This is a genomic window from Hungatella hominis (assembly GCF_014288005.1).
Taxonomy (GTDB): domain Bacteria; phylum Bacillota; class Clostridia; order Lachnospirales; family Lachnospiraceae; genus Hungatella; species Hungatella effluvii.
Genome location: NZ_JACOPB010000008.1, coordinates 17,210 through 35,419 on the forward strand (window position 1 = coordinate 17,210; position 18,210 = coordinate 35,419).

The 18,210-nt window shown below is 49.8% G+C and carries 20 protein-coding genes; 2 read left to right on the forward strand and 18 right to left on the reverse strand.

The genetic code is table 11. From position 1 onward, the window contains the following. Positions 1-137 precede the first annotated feature (137 nt). Both H8S75_RS17415 and H8S75_RS17420 read left to right on the forward strand, forming a co-directional pair. Positions 138-1,070 carry a LysR family transcriptional regulator gene (locus H8S75_RS17415; protein WP_187022736.1) on the forward strand — a complete coding sequence of 311 codons (933 nt, stop codon included), beginning with the start codon at positions 138-140 and terminating at the stop codon, positions 1,068-1,070. Between the two features lie 473 nt (positions 1,071-1,543). Next, a complete protein-coding gene (locus tag H8S75_RS17420; protein WP_187022737.1) occupies positions 1,544-2,461 on the forward strand; it encodes a ketopantoate reductase family protein in 918 nt (305 codons plus the stop codon). An 82-nt stretch (positions 2,462-2,543) separates the two neighbouring features. Here the strand turns inward: H8S75_RS17420 and larE are convergent, their stop codons facing one another. The 18 genes from larE to H8S75_RS17510 form a co-directional block, all read right to left on the reverse strand. Then, a complete protein-coding gene (gene larE, locus H8S75_RS17425; protein WP_187022738.1) occupies positions 2,544-3,365 on the reverse strand; it encodes an ATP-dependent sacrificial sulfur transferase LarE in 822 nt (273 codons plus the stop codon). A gap of 30 nt (positions 3,366-3,395) precedes the next feature. After that, positions 3,396-4,703, reverse strand: coding sequence for a nickel pincer cofactor biosynthesis protein LarC (gene larC, locus H8S75_RS17430; protein WP_187022739.1), 1,308 nt, complete (start codon positions 4,701-4,703; stop codon positions 3,396-3,398). Further along, entirely contained in the window at positions 4,704-5,447 is a 744-nt protein-coding gene (gene larB / locus H8S75_RS17435; RefSeq protein ID WP_117631558.1) for a nickel pincer cofactor biosynthesis protein LarB, read from the reverse strand. 79 nt (positions 5,448-5,526) lie between these two features. Continuing rightward, entirely contained in the window at positions 5,527-6,126 is a 600-nt protein-coding gene (locus tag H8S75_RS17440) for an ABC transporter ATP-binding protein (RefSeq protein WP_187022740.1), read from the reverse strand. Beyond that, complete coding sequence (locus H8S75_RS17445; protein WP_187022741.1) at positions 6,089-7,072, reverse strand: ATP-binding cassette domain-containing protein; 984 nt, start codon at positions 7,070-7,072, stop codon at positions 6,089-6,091. Before H8S75_RS17445 ends, H8S75_RS17440 begins: the two co-directional genes overlap by 38 nt. Positions 7,073-7,317: 245 nt before the next feature. Beyond that, entirely contained in the window at positions 7,318-8,133 is an 816-nt protein-coding gene (locus H8S75_RS17450; protein ID WP_187022742.1) for an ABC transporter permease, read from the reverse strand. Further along, on the reverse strand, positions 8,130-9,110 hold the full coding sequence (locus H8S75_RS17455; RefSeq protein WP_187022912.1) for an ABC transporter permease: 981 nt from the start codon (positions 9,108-9,110) through the stop codon (positions 8,130-8,132). Before H8S75_RS17455 ends, H8S75_RS17450 begins: the two co-directional genes overlap by 4 nt. A 66-nt stretch (positions 9,111-9,176) precedes the next feature. Then, positions 9,177-10,856 (reverse strand): ABC transporter substrate-binding protein, encoded by a 1,680-nt coding sequence (locus tag H8S75_RS17460; RefSeq protein WP_187022743.1) that lies wholly within the window; start codon positions 10,854-10,856, stop codon positions 9,177-9,179. Positions 10,857-11,440: 584 nt separating this feature from the next. Then, positions 11,441-11,782 carry an amidohydrolase family protein gene (locus tag H8S75_RS17465; RefSeq protein WP_187022744.1) on the reverse strand — a complete coding sequence of 114 codons (342 nt, stop codon included), beginning with the start codon at positions 11,780-11,782 and terminating at the stop codon, positions 11,441-11,443. Positions 11,783-11,856: 74 nt separating this feature from the next. Beyond that, positions 11,857-12,387: a GNAT family N-acetyltransferase gene (locus H8S75_RS17470; protein WP_187022745.1), complete on the reverse strand. Its 531-nt coding sequence runs from the start codon at positions 12,385-12,387 to the stop codon at positions 11,857-11,859. Continuing rightward, positions 12,384-13,007: a VanZ family protein gene (locus tag H8S75_RS17475; protein ID WP_187022746.1), complete on the reverse strand. Its 624-nt coding sequence runs from the start codon at positions 13,005-13,007 to the stop codon at positions 12,384-12,386. Before H8S75_RS17475 ends, H8S75_RS17470 begins: the two co-directional genes overlap by 4 nt. Continuing rightward, positions 13,004-13,180, reverse strand: coding sequence for a hypothetical protein (locus H8S75_RS17480; protein WP_002600821.1), 177 nt, complete (start codon positions 13,178-13,180; stop codon positions 13,004-13,006). The genes H8S75_RS17475 and H8S75_RS17480 overlap by 4 nt, the downstream gene beginning before the upstream one ends. A 93-nt stretch (positions 13,181-13,273) precedes the next feature. Then, positions 13,274-13,948: a 3'-5' exonuclease gene (locus tag H8S75_RS17485; protein ID WP_002600822.1), complete on the reverse strand. Its 675-nt coding sequence runs from the start codon at positions 13,946-13,948 to the stop codon at positions 13,274-13,276. 100 nt (positions 13,949-14,048) lie between these two features. Then, on the reverse strand, positions 14,049-14,612 hold the full coding sequence (locus tag H8S75_RS17490; RefSeq protein ID WP_187022747.1) for a Uma2 family endonuclease: 564 nt from the start codon (positions 14,610-14,612) through the stop codon (positions 14,049-14,051). 325 nt (positions 14,613-14,937) lie between these two features. Beyond that, complete coding sequence (locus H8S75_RS17495; RefSeq protein ID WP_187022748.1) at positions 14,938-15,663, reverse strand: transglycosylase domain-containing protein; 726 nt, start codon at positions 15,661-15,663, stop codon at positions 14,938-14,940. A gap of 243 nt (positions 15,664-15,906) precedes the next feature. Further along, on the reverse strand, positions 15,907-16,650 hold the full coding sequence (locus H8S75_RS17500) for a hypothetical protein (RefSeq protein ID WP_187022749.1): 744 nt from the start codon (positions 16,648-16,650) through the stop codon (positions 15,907-15,909). A gap of 14 nt (positions 16,651-16,664) precedes the next feature. After that, on the reverse strand, positions 16,665-17,441 hold the full coding sequence (locus H8S75_RS17505; protein WP_243270308.1) for a hypothetical protein: 777 nt from the start codon (positions 17,439-17,441) through the stop codon (positions 16,665-16,667). Then, positions 17,441-18,193 carry a cupin domain-containing protein gene (locus tag H8S75_RS17510; RefSeq protein WP_187022750.1) on the reverse strand — a complete coding sequence of 251 codons (753 nt, stop codon included), beginning with the start codon at positions 18,191-18,193 and terminating at the stop codon, positions 17,441-17,443. Before H8S75_RS17510 ends, H8S75_RS17505 begins: the two co-directional genes overlap by 1 nt. Between the last annotated feature and the right edge of the window lie 17 nt (positions 18,194-18,210).

The following is an 18,210-nucleotide window of genomic DNA, read 5'->3' on the forward strand; positions in this document are numbered from 1 at the left end:
GTTTAGTTAATCCAACGATGTACATTTATTATAAAATGTGATATACTGTACGTCAAATACATATAATCTATAATTTTTATGCAGTAAAGCTATAATCCCCCGTTGATCCATTTTCTTTCACCCAGGAGGAGTCCGCCATGGAATTAAAAGAAGCCCGCTACATTCTCGCCATCGCCCGCCACAAGAGCATCAGCAAGGCGGCCGAGGCCCTGTTCATCTCCCAGCCTTCCTTAAGTAAATATTTAAAAAATTTAGAGCAGCAGCTTGGAACCCGCCTGTTCGACCGGATTGGAAACGGCTACTTCCCTACCTATGTGGGCGAGCGCTATCTCCATTACGCGGAAAAAATCGTGGAATACGGCCTGGAATGGGATACAGAGCTTGATGATATTATGCACCAAAACCACGGCCGTTTAAACATTGCGATTCCGATCATGCTTGGCAACAGCATAATCGGCCCCACTCTGCCGCGTTTTCACAAACAATTTCCCCACGTAACGGTAAATATGATGGAAGAAGTCAATTTCGTCGCGGAGCACACCCTTAACGACCATACCGTGGATTTAACCTTCTATAATGTTCACGAATATCCCAGGGATTTAGATTATCAGATTCTTGGAAAGGAAGAGATGGTCCTGGTACTCTCCGCTTCCAGCCCCGCGGCCTCAAAGGCTGTGGAGAGAGAAGGCTTCAAATACCCATGGCTGGATTTACGGCTGCTTGCGGAAGAAGACTTCATCCTCCTCTATCCCGACCAGAATACCGGAGGCATTGCCCTGAAACTGTTTTCCGAATATGGAATGGAACCTCATATCCTGATGCACACCCGCAACAGCGAGATGTCCATCCGCTTGGCCATGGAAGGCATGGGCGCGGCCCTCGCACCAGAGAGCTATTACCATTATTTAAAGAAACAGTCCAGTTCTCCCTGTGCATGCTTTTCTATAGGAAATGAAAAAATCGAAAACACCCTGATCGCTGCTTATCAGAAAAACCGGTATCTGCCCCAGTATGCGAGGGTTTACCTGGATATGATACTGGAGTATTGTAAGGGAAATATTGTAAGATAAAAAGAGAGAGTGATTTGTCGAAAATCAAAAGGGGCTGCAATAAAAACTGCCATTGATTTTACCTTGTTATTATGTTAAAATAACTTTGTATAATTGTGCAACGGTCAGAGGATAGTCTGATGGTTTCCTTCGGAAATATGCGAAGGAGGATATGTGGTATGAATACACTTGAAGTGTTGACACTGGCGCTGGTTATCTTCACAGCACTGGCCTACATAGATAATCGTCAGAATAGAAAATAGCTATCCTCTATAGCCAGTAGAGGATAGCTTGTAACTATAAATTACTCAGTTATCCGAAGTTTTGATCATCAGACAACTCAAATCTTTTGATCACTTCTAAGTACATTATACCTGAGGTACTTGTATTTTACAAGTACCTTTTTGGATTTTATCCATATTTTTACCGTTTCTGTTTTACTTATGATACCTCCAGTGGTATGATAAATAAAATCGCTGTAAGGGAGGCAAATCATGAAAGAAATACAGACCACCGCCATCGTCGGCATGGGCGCGCTAGGCTTATTATACGGTAATCAGATAGCAGCAGAGCTCGGGACATCTGCCGTCCGTTTCATTGCAGACAAAGACCGGATTAAAAAATACAGAGAAATGAATTTTACTGTCAACGGGGAGCGCCGTTCCTTTCCGGTTGAGGACTGTGAAACGGCTGCCCCTGCTGATTTTATAATCGTTGCAGTCAAATACAACGCGCTTCCCGCTGCTTTGGATACCATGAAACACTGTGTAGGGCCGGATACCACCATCATCTCTGTCATGAATGGGATCAGCAGCGAGCAGATAATCGGAGAACGATACGGTCACGAAAAAGTACTCTACTCCATCGCCCAGGGCATGGATGCCATGAAATTCGGAGCCGCCCTGACCTACACAAAATTCGGTGAACTGAGAATTGGTGTCCGGACACCGGACCAGGCTGACCGCTTAAAAGCCATGACTGACTTCCTGGACAGGGCAAAGATCGCCTATGTGGCTGAAGACGATATCCTGCACCGCCTGTGGGGGAAATTCATGCTGAATGTCGGTGTAAACCAGACATGCATGGCGTACGAAACCACCTACTCCGGCACCCTGACGACAGGCGAAGCACACGATACCATGGTAGGCGCCATGCGTGAGGTCATTGCCCTTGCTAAAGCGGAGCATGTCAATCTGACAGAACAGGATTTAGAGGATTACATCAGACTGCTGGAGACACTTTCCCCCGACGGCATGCCGTCCATGCGGCAGGATGGGATTTCGCACCGCCCATCGGAGGTGGAAATGTTTGCCGGAACCGTAGGCCGTATGGCTAAAAAACATGGCCTCTCTACACCTGTCAACGACCGGCTGTATGAAAGAATTAAAGAAATGGAAGCGCAGTACTCCTGATGTTTGTAAAAAATGAAGCAATAAGACCGTGTATCCCGGCTGGTATTGATTGGCCAGCAGATACACGGTCTTTTGACTTACATTACTTTTCGATTTTTAAATCCATACTTCCAGACCGAAAGCCCTCCAGATCCAGAGTGATATATAGAAATCCCAGTTCCTTTAGGCCTCTGATTATCTCATCCTTTATTTCCAGTACCCTTAAGAAGGCATTGCCGTCTACCTCAATCCGCACAATGTCACCGTGCAGACGCAGACGTACATTGCCGTCAATCTGTGCTCTCAAGCGTGCCTCACCTTGCGCAATTCTTTCCAGCACCCCATAATCAATATCCGTATCATAAGGTAATCTGGTTGCCATACACGGTGTAGACGGCCGGGAAGCCACAGAGATTCCATATTCTGCCGCCAGCTCCTTTACCTCCGCCTTCGTCATATGCACTTCAGCCAGCGGGCTGATAATCTCCAGTTCCTTTAAGGCCTGGATTCCTGGGCGGTAAACGTGCAGATCGTCTTCATTCGTCCCGTCAAGGATAATCCGGACACCCCTCTGTACTGCAAAATCCCTGAGTCCCTGAAACAAATGGCGTTTACACAGATAACAGCGGTTTACCGGATTATGGCGGATTTCCTCCTGTTCCAGTTCATCTACCGTAATAACCTCATGAATTCCGCCCAGCTCCTTCGCCACACGGCTCGCAATCTCTAAATCACAGGAAGGATGAAGCCTGCTGTCGAAGGTCACCGCGTAGACTTTTGTCCCATTTTCCCTGGCCGCATCCGACGCCGCCTTTAAAAGGAGGCTTGAATCCACACCACCGGAAAATGCAAGGCAGATGTCTTCTTTTCCATACTGCGCCATTGCGCTTTCCAGCTGTCTTTTCTTTTCTTCTGTCCGTGTCATTGTAATCTCCCGTCTTTCCTGTCAATTTGCTTACTGTCGGCAGAACAAATCTTCTGCAGCTTTTCTGATCTCGCAGTATACACTTTGGAAATCCGCGCCTGTCTCTCTGCAGATGGCACGCACACTCTCATATTCCGGATAACAGAACGTTTTCTCGTTTCTGGTACAGATTTTGACCGAGGCATTACCAAACCGGGTCTCGACTTCCGCCTTCCTTCTCTCCAAAATAGTTCTGGAAACCGGGTAGCGGCGTACACCGATTGTCGTCGTATGTACAAAGATCAGATCTTCCATCTTTTCGATGTCATTTTCCATGCAGAGTGTGGAGAGCAGATAGGCCGGCCGGTTTTTCTTCATGTAAATGGGCGTATCCCACACATCCAGTGCTCCTGCGGCGAACAGTTCTTCCATCACAAATCCCAGCATCTCACCGCTGCAGTCGTCTACATTGGTCTCCAGCACCCAGGCCTGGTCATTCTCCTCTTCATTCGTCTCAAGAAGCATGGCGCGCAGTACATTGGCATGATCGAAATCCTTTTTACCAGCCCCCAGGCCAGTCTTTACGATTCTGCAGGAAGCAGGCAGTTTTTCTCTCGTCCGGACCGCCGCCGCGATGGCTGCTCCCGTAGGCGTCACCATCTCCCCCTCCTGATCCGTCAGCCGCAGTGCAAGGCCGTGAGCCGCTGCTATATTAGCCGTAGCAGGCACCGGTACCGGTATCACTCCGTGCTGACACCGGATCTGGCCATGTCCCTCCGCCAGCGGAGATACCACTACGTCCTTCACCCCCAGGTTGTCGAGGCAGACTGCCACACTGATGATATCGACGATAGAATCAATTGCCCCCACCTCATGGAAATGGACTTCATCGATGGGAAGGCCATGCGCTTTCGCTTCCGCCTCTGCCACAATAAGAAACATGTTCCTGGCCAGTTCCTTTACTTCTTCCTTGGAATCCAGGCGTTCAATAATCCTGTAAATATCCGAAAGATTCCGGTGGATGTGTGAATGGGAATGTCCATGGCTGTGAGAGTGCGTATGCTCATGATTATGGGAATGGCCTTCCCCGTGCTCGTGCTCATGATCATGCCCATGGCTCTCTCCACACTCATGGTCATGCCCATGTTCATGCCCCTCTTCCTCCAAATGCACATCAAAATCATACGCATCCAGCCCGCATTTCACCGCCCTGCCAAAATGGAGGTGGTATCCCTCCACTCCCAGGCTGCCGAGTGCCCGCTCCAGAACTTCTCTGTCGGCGCCAAGATCCAGAAGCGCTCCGACCGTCATATCTCCGCTAATTCCCGAATTACATTCCAAATACAGTATTTTCCCCATTTATTTCACCGCCAGTCTGTTTATTTGTGTTGCCAGATAACCTGCGCCGTATCCATTATCGATATTTACCACGGAAATCCCGTTCGCGCAGGAATTCAGCATGGTCAGGAGGGCTGAAACTCCGTGGAAGCTGGCACCGTAACCGACTGATGTCGGAACCGCAATCACAGGGCAGTCCACCAGACCGGCCACTACCGTTCCCAGAGCCCCCTCCATTCCGGCCACCGCAATGATGCAGTTTGCCTTCATGAGTCGATCCCTCTGTGACAACAGGCGGTGGATTCCCGCCACGCCCACATCATAGATCCGGTCCACCGCGCAGCCAAAATATTCCGCCGTCTGGGCTGCTTCCTCCGCCACTGGAATATCCGCGGTCCCACCGGTACACACCGCCACACAGCCCGTTCTTTCCTTATCCTTTTTCTCCACCTTCAGAATTCTGGACACCGCATCGTACTCGATCTCCGGTACCACCTCTTTCACCAGAAGAAACTGTTCCGCAGACGCCCGCGTTCCCAGGACCTCACCGTCCCGCTCATAAAACCGCTTCATAATCTCCACCAGATACGGATCCGGCTTTCCCTGACAGAACACGGTCTCTCCAAACCCGGAACGCAGCTTCCTGTGATGATCCAGTTTGGCATATCCCAGATCCTCATAGGGAAGATCCTTTAAAAGTGCCTCTGCCTCTGCCACATCCATCACTCCACTGCTCACACGTTCCAACACCTTTTTTACATCCATCGCAATTGTATCCTTTCTCCTTTTATCGTTTCCGCTGTGCAGCATTATTCTAGTGCCACCGCCCCAGTGCCGCCCGGCACTACAGTCTCAGTATTTTCGTACAGATCCGTTCCAGCAGCGCATCCGAATGACTCACCGCCAGAAGGCCGATTTCTCTGTTTTTCACTTCCTCCAGAAGGAAATTCCACAGCTGGCTCTGGGTAATCAAATCCAGCATCGTGCTGATCTCATCCGCCAGAAGGAACCGCGTTCTCTGTCCCAGCGCCCTGGCAATGCAGAAACGCTGGAGCTCACCGCCTGACAACTCCGAAGGGTACCGGTTAAGCCAGTCCGGCTCAATTCCCAGACCGTCCATGATCCTCTGTTCCACCTGGTCCCCCTCTTTTAAAACCTCTCCCATCTTCCACCTGGGATTGACCGACAGCTCCGGATGCTGCCATATCATCTGCACCGGGCAGTATCCCTTCCAGTCTGAAAGCGGCTTTCCATCCAAAAGCACTTCACCGCTGTCCGGCTTCTCATATCCCGCCAAAATCTTGCAGAATGTCGTTTTTCCGAACCCGCTGGGTGCAATGAGCCCCAGGCGATCCGTGCTTATAAGCGTCATACTCAAATTGTTTAAAATCTGTCTGTTTCCGTTGTCATATCGAAAAGAGAGCGCTCTCGCCTCCAGCTTCATATCTTCCGTTCCCTCCTTCCGCGGCTTTCCGGCATCTCACCATGCCTCCGCGAAGACTCGTATATTCCACCTCTTTGCCGCAGCTTCCATCTGCCAGTTCACACCGGGACGCATACGGACATCCGGACAAAAATTCCTTTCCGTAAGGCTGACTGCCCGAAACCGGGACGAAGCCGTGCTGCGGCATAGCGCGGAACAATGCCTTCGTATAGGGATGGCGAAGTCTTTCTTCCTCCTCAAAATCAGAAACATAAGCCTCCTCCACATTGGTTCCCGCATAGAAGACAACAATCCGGTCAGCCGCCTCTAAAGCCAGTTCCAGATCGTGGGTGATCAGGAGGACTCCCGCCCCCTCATCTGCAATCTCCCGAAAATGAGAAAGCACCCGTTTGGCCGCTTCCATATGAAGTCCCGGCGTAGGCTCGTCTGCAATGACCAGTCTCGGTTTTTCCATCACCGCCGTGGAAATCAGCACACGCCTCGTCATGCCCCCGGATAGTTCAAACGGATACAGTTCCTCCGTCTCCTTTCCAAGTCCATAGCGTGCCAGAACCTCTCTGCATTTCCTTCTGGTTTCCGAATCCTTTTTGCCTTTCCTCACAGATGCCCCCGCCTTCATGAGCGGATCCAGATAGGAAACACTCTGAGGGACAAGAACGATCTCCCTGCCGCGCAGGGCTCTTATTCTCTTCCCCGTCAGCTCCATCCCATCATAATCAATGAGCCCTCCAGTCACGGCGTTATACGGAAGGATTCCCAGCACGGCGTGGGCCAGGAGGCTCTTGCCCGAACCGCTGGAGCCCACCACCGCCACCATTTCCCCTTCCTTCACCGTAAGACTTAAATCACGAATTGCGGGAAGCTCGATCTGGCGAAAGCCCCTTTCATACTGGGTGAATTTCACCGATAAATGTTCCACGGACAGAACTGTTTTTCTCTCTTCCATCGAACCTCTTCCATCCTTTCAATTTATTCCCGCGGGAATCAGGTGGGCGCGCTTACGGGTCCATCTGACTCTAGTACTGCGTTGCGCAATTAACTGTGATAAAACACCCGCTATCTACGCCAGAGCCGCGCCTGCAAAGCTAGTCGTAGGGTCCACTACGCCGTCGCTTTGCAGACACGCCTCTGACGTAGATATCAGGCATTTTATTCACAATTAATTACGCAATGCAGTACTAGCGGGATATTTCACTGATGTGCGTGTGCCGGATCCAAAAGCTGGCTGATGGTGCTTCCCATAAAATGAAACAGCAGCACCACAAAGACCAGAAACAATCCCGGGAAAAGGGCGAGCCACCATTTTCCCATGGCGAGATATTTCATGCTTTCCGACAAAATGACACCGATGGCCGGCTGTTCCGGCGACAGTCCAAAGCCCAGAAATGTGATGCTGGCTTCGTGCAGGATCGCATGGGGAAACATCAGAACCAGCCCAACGAACAGCTGCGGAATCAGATGAGGCGTCATATGTTTAAGCGCAATGGTAAGCTTTCCCTGTCCCAGTTTTTCCGCTATCTTTATGTACTGGCTCTGCTTCAGCTGCAGAACCTCTCCGCGGATCAGGCGTGCAAGGGAAGTCCAGTGCGTCAGCGCAATTCCGGTCACAACACCCCAAAATCCCTTTCCCAGTGCAAAGGAGATGAGCACCAGCAAAAGGATATGAGGAATTCCCATGACCAGATCGATTAGCCCAATGATCAGGCCATCCGCGATTTTCCCCATGGTCGCGGCCAGAATTCCCATGAGAAATGCAATCACCGCGCTGATAGCCGCCGTCAAAAGCCCGATCCGGATGCTCATGGAAAGTCCCGTTATGGTACGGACAAACATGTCTCTCCCCATCCAGTCCGTTCCAAATGGATAAGAGAGACAGGGCGCCAGATTCTTTCTGGAAAAATCCGTCACCATGGCAGCCTCCGAAAGGAGCTGTCCTGCCACCGTAATTGCCGCCAGCATCAGAATCGACAGGCCCGCGAGAAGAATCATTATCTTCCTTCTGTTCATGCCTTTGCCCTCCTTCTGATTCTTGGGTCCACGACGCCGTAAAGCACATTGGCGGTGAAATTCCCTGCAAATACAATCGCCGCGCTGATCACGGTAATTCCCAGAAGCAGCGGAACATCTCCGCCCAGTCCGGCCGTCACAGCCGCCTGTCCGATTCCCGGATAAGAGAATACCTGCTCTACCAGAACAGAGCCTCCGAAAATTTCACTGATCGAGGCAAACTGCAAAGTCATGGCAGGCAGTATGATATTGCGGAGACCGTGACGCAGAATAATCTGCCCTTCGGACTCGCCTCTTGCCTTTGCAAACAGCACGTAATCGCTTTCCATGGCCTCGGCCATCTTCTCCCTTGTATGCAGTATGATGTTAGACAGCCCGGTAATGGAAAGCGTCAAAGCCGGCAGAATACCATGAGCGATTCTGTCGGAAACAGTAACTCCGGCGGCCTCCACTCCGATCGGTACACTTAAGCCGATCGGAAGCACCTTCAGCCATACAGCGAAGATCATGAGCAGAACCAGCGCCAGCCAGAATGCCGGCGTGCTGGCGGTCACCAGCGCGTACCCGGTTATAACCTTATCCGCCGTCTTTCCGCGGTTCGCTCCCGCCACCACTCCGAGCAGCAATCCTGCCGCACCGGATATCAGCCAGGCAGTTCCCATGAGCCATAAGGAATCCTTCAGCTTCACTGAGATCACATGGGACACCGGCTGGCGGTAAAGCAGTGAAGTCCCCATGTCGCCCCGGAAGAAATCCTTGGCCCAGGAGACAAACCGCTCCACCGGCGGGGTATTCATCCCCCAGTATTCCTCCAGCTTCGCAATCTGTTCCTGGCTCATGGATCCCAGCGCAGTCTGCCCTACATTCGTCTTAAGCGGATCAAGAGGAGACGCCGACACCAGGAAAAAGGCCGCTGCACTCACCAACAGCAGAAGTACTGCCATCCGTATTAAATTTTTAAGAATAAACCATGGCATGCTTTTTTCCAATGCCGTACGCCTCCTGAATTTCCTTTTACTTTTATTTTCTTTTACTCTTACTGCTTACTTCCAGCTCCACTGATCCACGTTATTTACAATAGACCATCCGTGACCGTGAGGATGCAGTTTCTGCTGTGCCACAGCCAGATCAGATTTCGCCCAGTAAAGGTGGTCAATATTGACGAGCCAGATCCACGGAATATCGCCCTGTTCCGTAATACCGGTCTCTCCGTCCCACTGCGCTTTCTTCCACAGCTCATAAGACTCCTCGAGGCTGCTGCTTGCCAGTGCTTCATCCATATAGCGGTCCACGGATTCATTGCTGTATGGAGAGTATTCCGCCAGCCCTGTGTCCTTCATGGTGTGGTAAATATTATAAAGCTCCATCGGCGTATGTGCTCCCCAGCCCCACATCAGCGGTTCTGCCTGCGCACGGTCATAGGCGGTATCCCAGCCCACGCCTTCAGTCTTCACGTCGATGCCGATCTCCTTCAGCTGGTTTGCCGTATCTGCGGCAAGAGCCTGTCTCACAGAATCCCCGGCCGGATACATCAGTGTAAAGCCAGCCTTTTTGCCGTCCTTTTCCCTGATTCCGTCATTTCCTTCTGTCCATCCGGCTTCCTCTAAGAGCGCCTTCGCGCCTTCCGCGTCATACTTTGTTTCTGCCGCGTTATTGTACCACGGCATCTTGTCGCAAACACTGTAGGCCGGGCTTCCGTAACCGCTCAACACATTTTCAATCATTTCGTCTCTGTTGATGGCGATATTGATGGCCCGTCTCACACGCACATCTGCGGTAAAATCGTTACCAATGGGATTTCCGTTACCATCGCTGCCTCCCGCTGCTATGGCCGGAAGATTGAAGCCGCGGTTGTCCACTGTCTCGAAGGAAAGCAGATCATAGCCGGAAATGGTCTGATCTGAATAAGAAGCTGCCGTATAGGCAAGATCCACCTGTCCGGACTGCACCGCCGCAAATGCCGCGTCCTCTTCCATAAACAGCACAGTCACCTTTTTCATCTTCGGCGCTTCCCCGTAATAGTCGGGATTTGCCTCAAATATCACCTGCTGTCCTCTGTCCCACTGCTTCATAATGTAGCGGCCGGAACCGATCGGGTGCTCTCCGTAATCAGCGCCATACGCGTGCTCCGGAACGATTCCCACGATTGCCATGGTATACGGCCAGATCGAATAGGCCCGTTTCATATGAAAAACCACGGTCATGTCGTCCACCGCCTGGACGGAGTCCAGCATGGTAAAATCATTGACTGAGCTCGTACTCTTCAGCGTATTATATGTAAATGCCACATCCTTCGCAGTCAGCTTCTCTCCGTCGGTAAAGGAGACGCCATCCCGAATCTTCACGGTCCAGGTTAATCCGTCATCGCTGACGCTCATATCTGTAGCAAGGTCGTAACCAATCTTTAAATCCGCTGTCGTCACGGTCAGCGTGCTCTGAATCAGCGGCTCATGCACGTGTTCTCCCGCGCCCCATCCATAGGCCGGGTCAAATCCCGCCTCCGGCTCCGAGCTGGGCCCCATCACCACGATTACGCTGTCTTTACCCGCGCCTGTTCCTTCAGTCGTACTCTCTGTACTGCCCGCCGCACTCTGCTCCGTGCGCTCTTCCTTTCCTTCCGTCCCCGTTGCTTCCTGACTCTTACCGGCACTGCATCCAGTGATCACAATCGCTGCCGCAGCCAATAAAACCGCTGTTTTCAGTTTCCATCCTCTTTTTTTCATCTATCTTTCCCTTCCTGTTTTCTGCCGGCAAAGGTTCATAAATATAACAGACTAAGTATAACAGGAGATGCAGCAGCGGTTTTAGATACGGCGTAAGGCCTTTTGTGCAGACGTTTTCGCGTACTATCCTAAAGGAATGATCTGCAAAATAAAAATACCAGGTTCAGGCGTACTCCTTGGGAATACTCATACCTTCCTGGTATCTGATCATCATTCTATTCACTTCTGCTCTGCTGACCGATACTCCGGTTACTGCGATTCCTATATCGGTTGTATTGTTATAAACTTCCGCTATTGTACCGTTACGCAATCATACTATTATTTCAATCCACATTCTGAGTCCTGAATGCAAAAAACAGAAATTGTCATATTTCATCCGTAACGTAGTATTGTCATATTTTATCTATATTTGCTTTCATCCAATGCCATGCATTTCTTATGCCTGCAACCATTCTGTTTCAGGGTGGTGACTTCAGTCAGCCGTTATAGAAAGTATACGAAAAAAGAGGGAAAACGTCAATCATATTTCACGCAAACGTTTGATGAAAATTTGTGTTCTTCCTCCGCGTATAAAAGTTCCTCATTCAGCCCACAGGCCGCAGCCCCCATACGTCCTCTCCAATCTCCAGGACTGTGACGCCGTCTTCCCTGGCCTGAACAAACGCCGCCTCAATGAGGAAACGCCGCCCTTCCCCGCTTTCAAAATACTTTCCAATATACTCCTGATTCCAGCGGTCCATCTCCTGCATCGATTCCAGAATGCCTTCCAGCGCAGGAATCACGAGCTCCTTTCTTTCACGAATAAATGCCCTGCTGCCTCCCAGTACAAAATGATTATGTAAGTCCGCTTTCGGAATCCGCTTCACCTGTTCTGTATCCCCATCCTTTAACGCCTTTATAAAGGCTTCCGACCATTTATCACCCATACCCGATCTTCCATTTCTATTTCTATTTTTATTATTATCATCCGTCAAATGATCATCCGTCAAATAATGATCCGTCAATCCAGACCTTCGCTCCTGTCGCGTAAAAATATCTCCCTCCGATAACCTCCATACTTCAGCGCAGTTTTTACCGGTTTAAAGCCCTGCTTGATGATATTCTGCCTGCTGTACCGGTTTTCCGGGTGCACCGTGCACATAAAATAACGGTATCCCCGTTCTGCCAGTTCCTGCTCCGCGTGCTGCATCAGCCTTTTCTGGAGGCCTGCACCACGGTACTCCGGAAGAATTGCCACGGAATCCATATGAGCCACCAGCAAAAGCTCCGATTCCGGAAGGCCAATATCGCGCCCCAGATTTTCCTCGGAATCCCCGGGAAATGTCGTAAGTAAAATTCCAGCCACCGCGCCCGAGGGCTGATGAATCGCCTTATAACCGACTCCGTTGCTGTATTTCAGCATTTCGTATGTGTACTCCGCATTATCGGCCGCAAACCACTCCTTCTGCTCCATCGCCTCATATACTTTCTGAATAATGGAAGCAAAAAGCTCATAATCCTTCTCCTCCGCCTTCACAATCTCAAATGTCATTTCGTCTCTCCTTTAACCTGCATACCAGATGTCTCTCTGACCCGAAATCCCGGGATCCACAGCGGTCTGTATCTTTTTATCAACCAAAATACACCATAGCCCAGAACAGCGCCCAGCGTGTTGAGCCACAAATCATCGATATCCGTCCCCCTCGCCTGGGGCAGCTGACATATCTCCACCGTAAGCGAAAAAAAGAAGCCCGCAAAGGCCGCTTTCTTTAAGGACTCCCCTTTCCAGAGAAGCGCTGTGAAAAAGCCCGCCGGCATGAACATCACGATATTTCCTGCTATATTAATCATGGGATAAATCCAGTTTCCGTCTGACAGGGCTTTCCACGAATCCATAATAATGCGGAACGGAATCAGATTGATCCTCGAAAATCCCTTCAGCCCCACAAAACCGGTAAGCCCGCCCTCCGCGCTGCGCGGAATGATAGTAATGGAGGCCAGCCCCGCCATAAAGAGCAGAAAGCACCACAGTCCTGCCTCATGACATACTGTGGTGCTCCTGTGACTCTTACGCAGCCTCCGCACAGCGATTAAACGGACGATCCATATGACCGGTACCGCATACGCCATGTAAGGCGCCATATTCCTTATGTATGTCAAAACAGCGTTCATACAGCAGTACGCTCTGTTTCCAATTGTACTTCCTGGACGTTTCCTCTGGGAACGTAATTCTCTGAGGCCCGCTGTGCGGCTGTGCTGCGGCTGTACATTCCCGCTCCCAGCAGTACAAGAATAATACAAAATGCAATCAGCATGACTTTGTTATACAGATTCTTATCCTCCATCTCCCTGTCCTTTCCTGCCTTCCGGCACGCTTCACTCTTTTCTTTCAGTGTATCACAAAACAGGCGCCATGTCTCTTTCCGTTTTCTTACATCTTATACAACAATATTTTTCGTATACCTGCAGACCGGGTAGTTGGAGCAGCCATAGAATGGGCCGAATTTGCCATTTCGTTTTGTAAGCTCTCCCCCGCATCTGGGGCAGACCGGAATGTCCGCGTCCTTCAATAGTTTTCCCATATGCTCATAGCAGATCTGGTTCATCACGCAGTCGTTAAGCGCCCGGTGAGCCCCCTCCGAACTGATCTTAAAATACTCCGCCAGATCCGTAAGCCGGTAATGGGAAAGCCCCGGAAGGCATGCTCTGGCCATATATAACGTATCAATAAAATCGTTGAGCACTGCCGTCCCACACACCTCGCCGGCCACGCGGTTCAGAAACAGAAGATCAAAAGACTGAATATTATGGCCGATCAAAATCTCTCCGCCGATAAAGTTTAAAAACTCCGGCAGGATATGGGCGAGCCCAGGCTCATTCTGAACCATCTCATCGGTAATCCCGTTCACCTTCGTGGCCCCTGCCGGAATGGGACGCCCCGGATTCACCAGCCTTGAAAAGGTCTCCACCCGTTCATGATTCTTCACCTTCAGGGCAGATATCTCGATGATATCATCCTTTACCGAGCTGATTCCTGTAGTTTCCAAATCAAACACCACATAATTGTCCACATATTTGCTGAGCCTTTTTCCTTTGTTTTCCGCTGCTGCCATAATCGTTTCTTCCTTTCCGTAAATCAGATATCATGTTTTCTGTCCCGTACCTGTTTTCTGCAATTATACCGGATTTCCCGCAGGATTTCCACCAGAAACTTTACTTCTGGTGTTTCAATCTGGAGAAATCAAACACCAGTCCCCTGCACACCCTGGACCCCAGCGCACCGGAAAAAGAGGCCAGATCCATATCACCGTCATCGAAGTAATAGACGTAACCGTGATCCCAGTCCCGATCCACGATCCAGTACTCTTTTACACCTGCATTCCGGTATCTGGTCAGTTTGATCCGGTAATCCATATACTGGGACTCCGGCGCTACCACCTCGATTACAATCTCCGGCGCCCCGTTGCAGCCATGGTCCGTCAGCTTTCCCCGGTCAAGAATCACGCAGAGATCAGGGATCAGATAAGTCGTCCCCCCTCCGGCCAGAGTAAGGCCAAATGGAGCCGTACGCACTTCACAGAGTCCCGGATTCGTTTTCCGGTACTCCTCAATCATTTCCTTTAAAATTCTGACAATCCGCTGATGCCACCGCTTTGGTTTCTTCATAATATAAATCCGGCCATCAATCCGCTCGGCAAGCGGTTCCTCTACAGCGTTTGCACTTCTTTCTCTTGCATTACACTCTCTTGCATTACTTTCTTCTGGCAAATCCTTCACACTTCAGGCCTCGCTTTCTTAAGACTCCACGCCCCATACGAATCCATTTCCAGCCTCATGTCCGATTATAGCATTTTATAGTAAAGTTTACAATTTTATCATGTTTTTATTTTCGTACAAGAGAAGACTGTTCCTGATCCGCTTGTCGCCCCCTTGCTTAACGCTCCTACAATTATACTTGTTTTCCAAGAGTACTTCCAGTTATTTTTCCTCTTCCCCATTTTCAATGCTTGTCACTGCACATAAAAAATCACCGGGGCCGCTCCGCTCAAACTCTTTCTCAGTCTGGAGTAACACCGGTGATTTCAATATTTAGTTAATCAGATTAATTGATTGCAACCATCTGTGCCGCCACTGTTTCCGCTTCTTCCGTAGAGAAGTAACCACAGTCTTCCATGCGTCTTAACACCTGCATCTGGCGTTTTTCTGCCAGAACGGGATTTTTAGTCGGCGCATATCTGGAAGGTGCATTCGGGATTCCCGCCAGAAGCGTGCTCTCATACTTACTCATCTCTTCCGGCGCCTTGCCAAAATAGCCTTCGCTGGCATCGGCCACGGTGTAATATCCGTCTCCGTAATAGATCGTATTTACATACAGCTCCAGGATCTCTTCCTTGCTGTAATTACGTTCCAGGTCAAAAGCCATGAAGACCTCGGCGACTTTCCTCGTCATCTCCTTTTCCTGGCTGAAGTAAAGATTCTTTGCCAGCTGCTGGGTGATGGTGCTTCCGCCCTCCACGAACCTGCCTGCACGCAAGTCATTAAATACGGCTCTTCCGATGGCGATGAGATCGATTCCCGAGTGATTGTAAAATCTGTGGTCTTCCACAGAAACCACCGCGTTCACATACACCTCCGGCAACTCTTCAAATGTCGTATAATGTTCCTTATCCTGAATGGACTCTACTTTATCTGCCAGACTCATCTGATCCAACGCGTTCCGGTACATGGAGTATCCCTTACCGGCAACAACGAAACCGGAACAGATACAGAGTACCATTGTCAGAACGATAAACCATTTAATTAGTTTCGTAACCTTTATTTTTTTCATTGCATCTGCTCCTTTCTTTTTGGTTTCAGACTTTTTTTGTTTTACTGGTTCTATTGTAACAGATTTTCAAACGGAAGACTTTAATAAACCCTTATAATAATCTGACAGATTCTGGCAAATACTGACGAGAATCTGAACAATTATTACGAAAAACAACATTCTCCCCTGTTTACAACAGGAAAACAGGCGCCGTTCTGCCGCACTCTCCTTCTCTGTGCGGCAGATCGCGCCTGCCCTGTCTGTTTAATAAAAATACGGACACATTTCTTTTCCTGGTACCACAACCTCAAACCATACGTAATCGATATAATCCCCGCTCTTCATCGGAGATACGATGTGAGCCACCTCATTGGGAATGCAGATCCAGTCACCTTCTCTGACCTCCACTTCCTCATCCTGAGCCTTAAACAGGAATGGATCCGTCCCTGGAAGTCCATAAAACCACTGGTACAATTCCGGATGCGTGTGCGGTTCCAGCCTCGCCTCCCCAGGCCCGGTCACTTCTCCAAGGCTCATCCGGCTCACATAATACTGGTGAAGAACCGCATAGGATTTTAATTCCGATGCCCGGAACCCCTCGATGTACAGATGCCAGTTGGAATGCGTATGAAACCACGGCAGTACAATGTGGTACATTTCATGATGCTTCCAGTCTTCCTCGCTCATCCTCTGGCTAAGCTCCAGATATTCCATCTCCGTATCTGCCTCGATCGAATACTCCTCATAGTCAAAATCCGGGCAGAACAGGCACTTCTCCGTAATTTCAAATACCTGGCTTCCGCTTCTGATCCGGCCTGTTCCCTTAAAGATGAAAAGCGCGGTGACACGGTCTGCGTAACAGGCAGGCCATACTCTTGCGCCGGCCTCAATCCTGCATTTATTCGTAAAGATTCCTTCCATCGCCCCTGGCAGCATCTCCCCCCGGTAATAGCCTTCAGAAACACGATGAAACAGGATATTTTCTCTCTTCACGGAAATAACGTTCATTTTTCTTCCTCCTGTCAGTCCTGTGCCTCGGTCAGGCTTCCATTATGAATCTGGCATAGATAGTATTTCTGCAGATCCTCATCCGTAAAATACTCCACCCAGACATAAAAGACTTCCTTACCGGGCTTTGCCAGAAGCTTATGGTCCTTTCCAGCATAGATAAAGCTCCAGTCACCTGGCTTCTGCGGCTCTGTCTCTTCCTCCACCGTTAAATCAAAGTCCGAATTGCCCAGGCAGTAATTCCACTGATGAAGAAGGCCGTGTCCCTTCTCATCCGTCCCTTCCCCGATTGCCTTTACCACTCCAATGGATACGTGCCCTAACTGGAACGGTTGAAGAATGCTGTAAGACCTTGTATTTGGCCCCTTGCAGTCCTGATCGTACTGCACCCCATCCGAGTATTTGCTGAAAAACGGAAGATGCAGATTCCATTTTTCGTAGAATTCCCTGTCCCACTGATTCATAGAAAAGACAGCCCTGATGAACTCGCTATCTTCTACCGCGTGAACCGTATATGGAACACGGTCGAAATCCGGAATAAAAAAGGAAGGTTCTGTTACGTTATATAAATCATACGGTGTTGTTATATATCCTGTTTTTCCATTAAAAATAAGAATGGTAATCTTCTCCCGATCCAGTTCAGGCGTTACGCTGCAGCCTGCCCGCAAGGAACAGCGGTAAAATTTTGCTTTGACCTCATCTGCTCCCGGCAGAAGTTCTTCCTGCGCGTAACCAAACCCGTTATATTCACGCCTGGCCTTCTCCGCCCTGCATACAAAATTATCCATCATCAAAATCCCTCCGTCTGATATATTCCGTGTTCACTGGTATAGAGTTCCACCCAGACATAATACACTTCTTTGCCTTCCTCCGCACATAGACTATGATCGAGTCCCGCCGGAATAAAACTCCAGTCACCCGCTTTCTGGTGAACCTTCTCCTCCTCCACGGTCAGGGTAAAATCGGAATTTCCCACACAATAGTTCCATTGATGAACCTCGCCATGGCCTTTTTCTATGGTTCCTCCCTCCGCGGAGCCGCCGCCATGAACCACACCGATCGTAAGCTTACCCAGTCTCCCAAAATCCCCGAACAGAACGGATTTTGACCACGTTCCGGCTGTCTTGCAGCTCTGGTCATATCCATAGCACTGCCTGACAGTTCTGAAAAATGGGGTATGTACCCTGCACTCTCCCGCTCTCACACGGTCGTAATCATTCATATCTGCCGCGCACATAATAAATTCCATGTCTTCTACAGCATAAACATAATACTCCGCGTTTTCAAAGTCCGGAGCGTAGAAGCTAAGCTCTTCAATCTTAAATCCTCCATCTGTTCCAGCTACGTATCCCCTCCCCTTTCCGAAGATCAATACCACTGCCTTGTCCGCATACCGCGGCGGAGTTACCCTTGCTCCCGCTCTCAGATAATACTTGTAATTCTGTATTCCTTCCACTGTGCCCGGCAGAAGTTCAACACACACCGTTCCGTCACTGCCGTACGCCTTTTCAAAAACGGCGTCCTCAAAATTCATAATTGCCATGTCTTCCATCCTTTCCT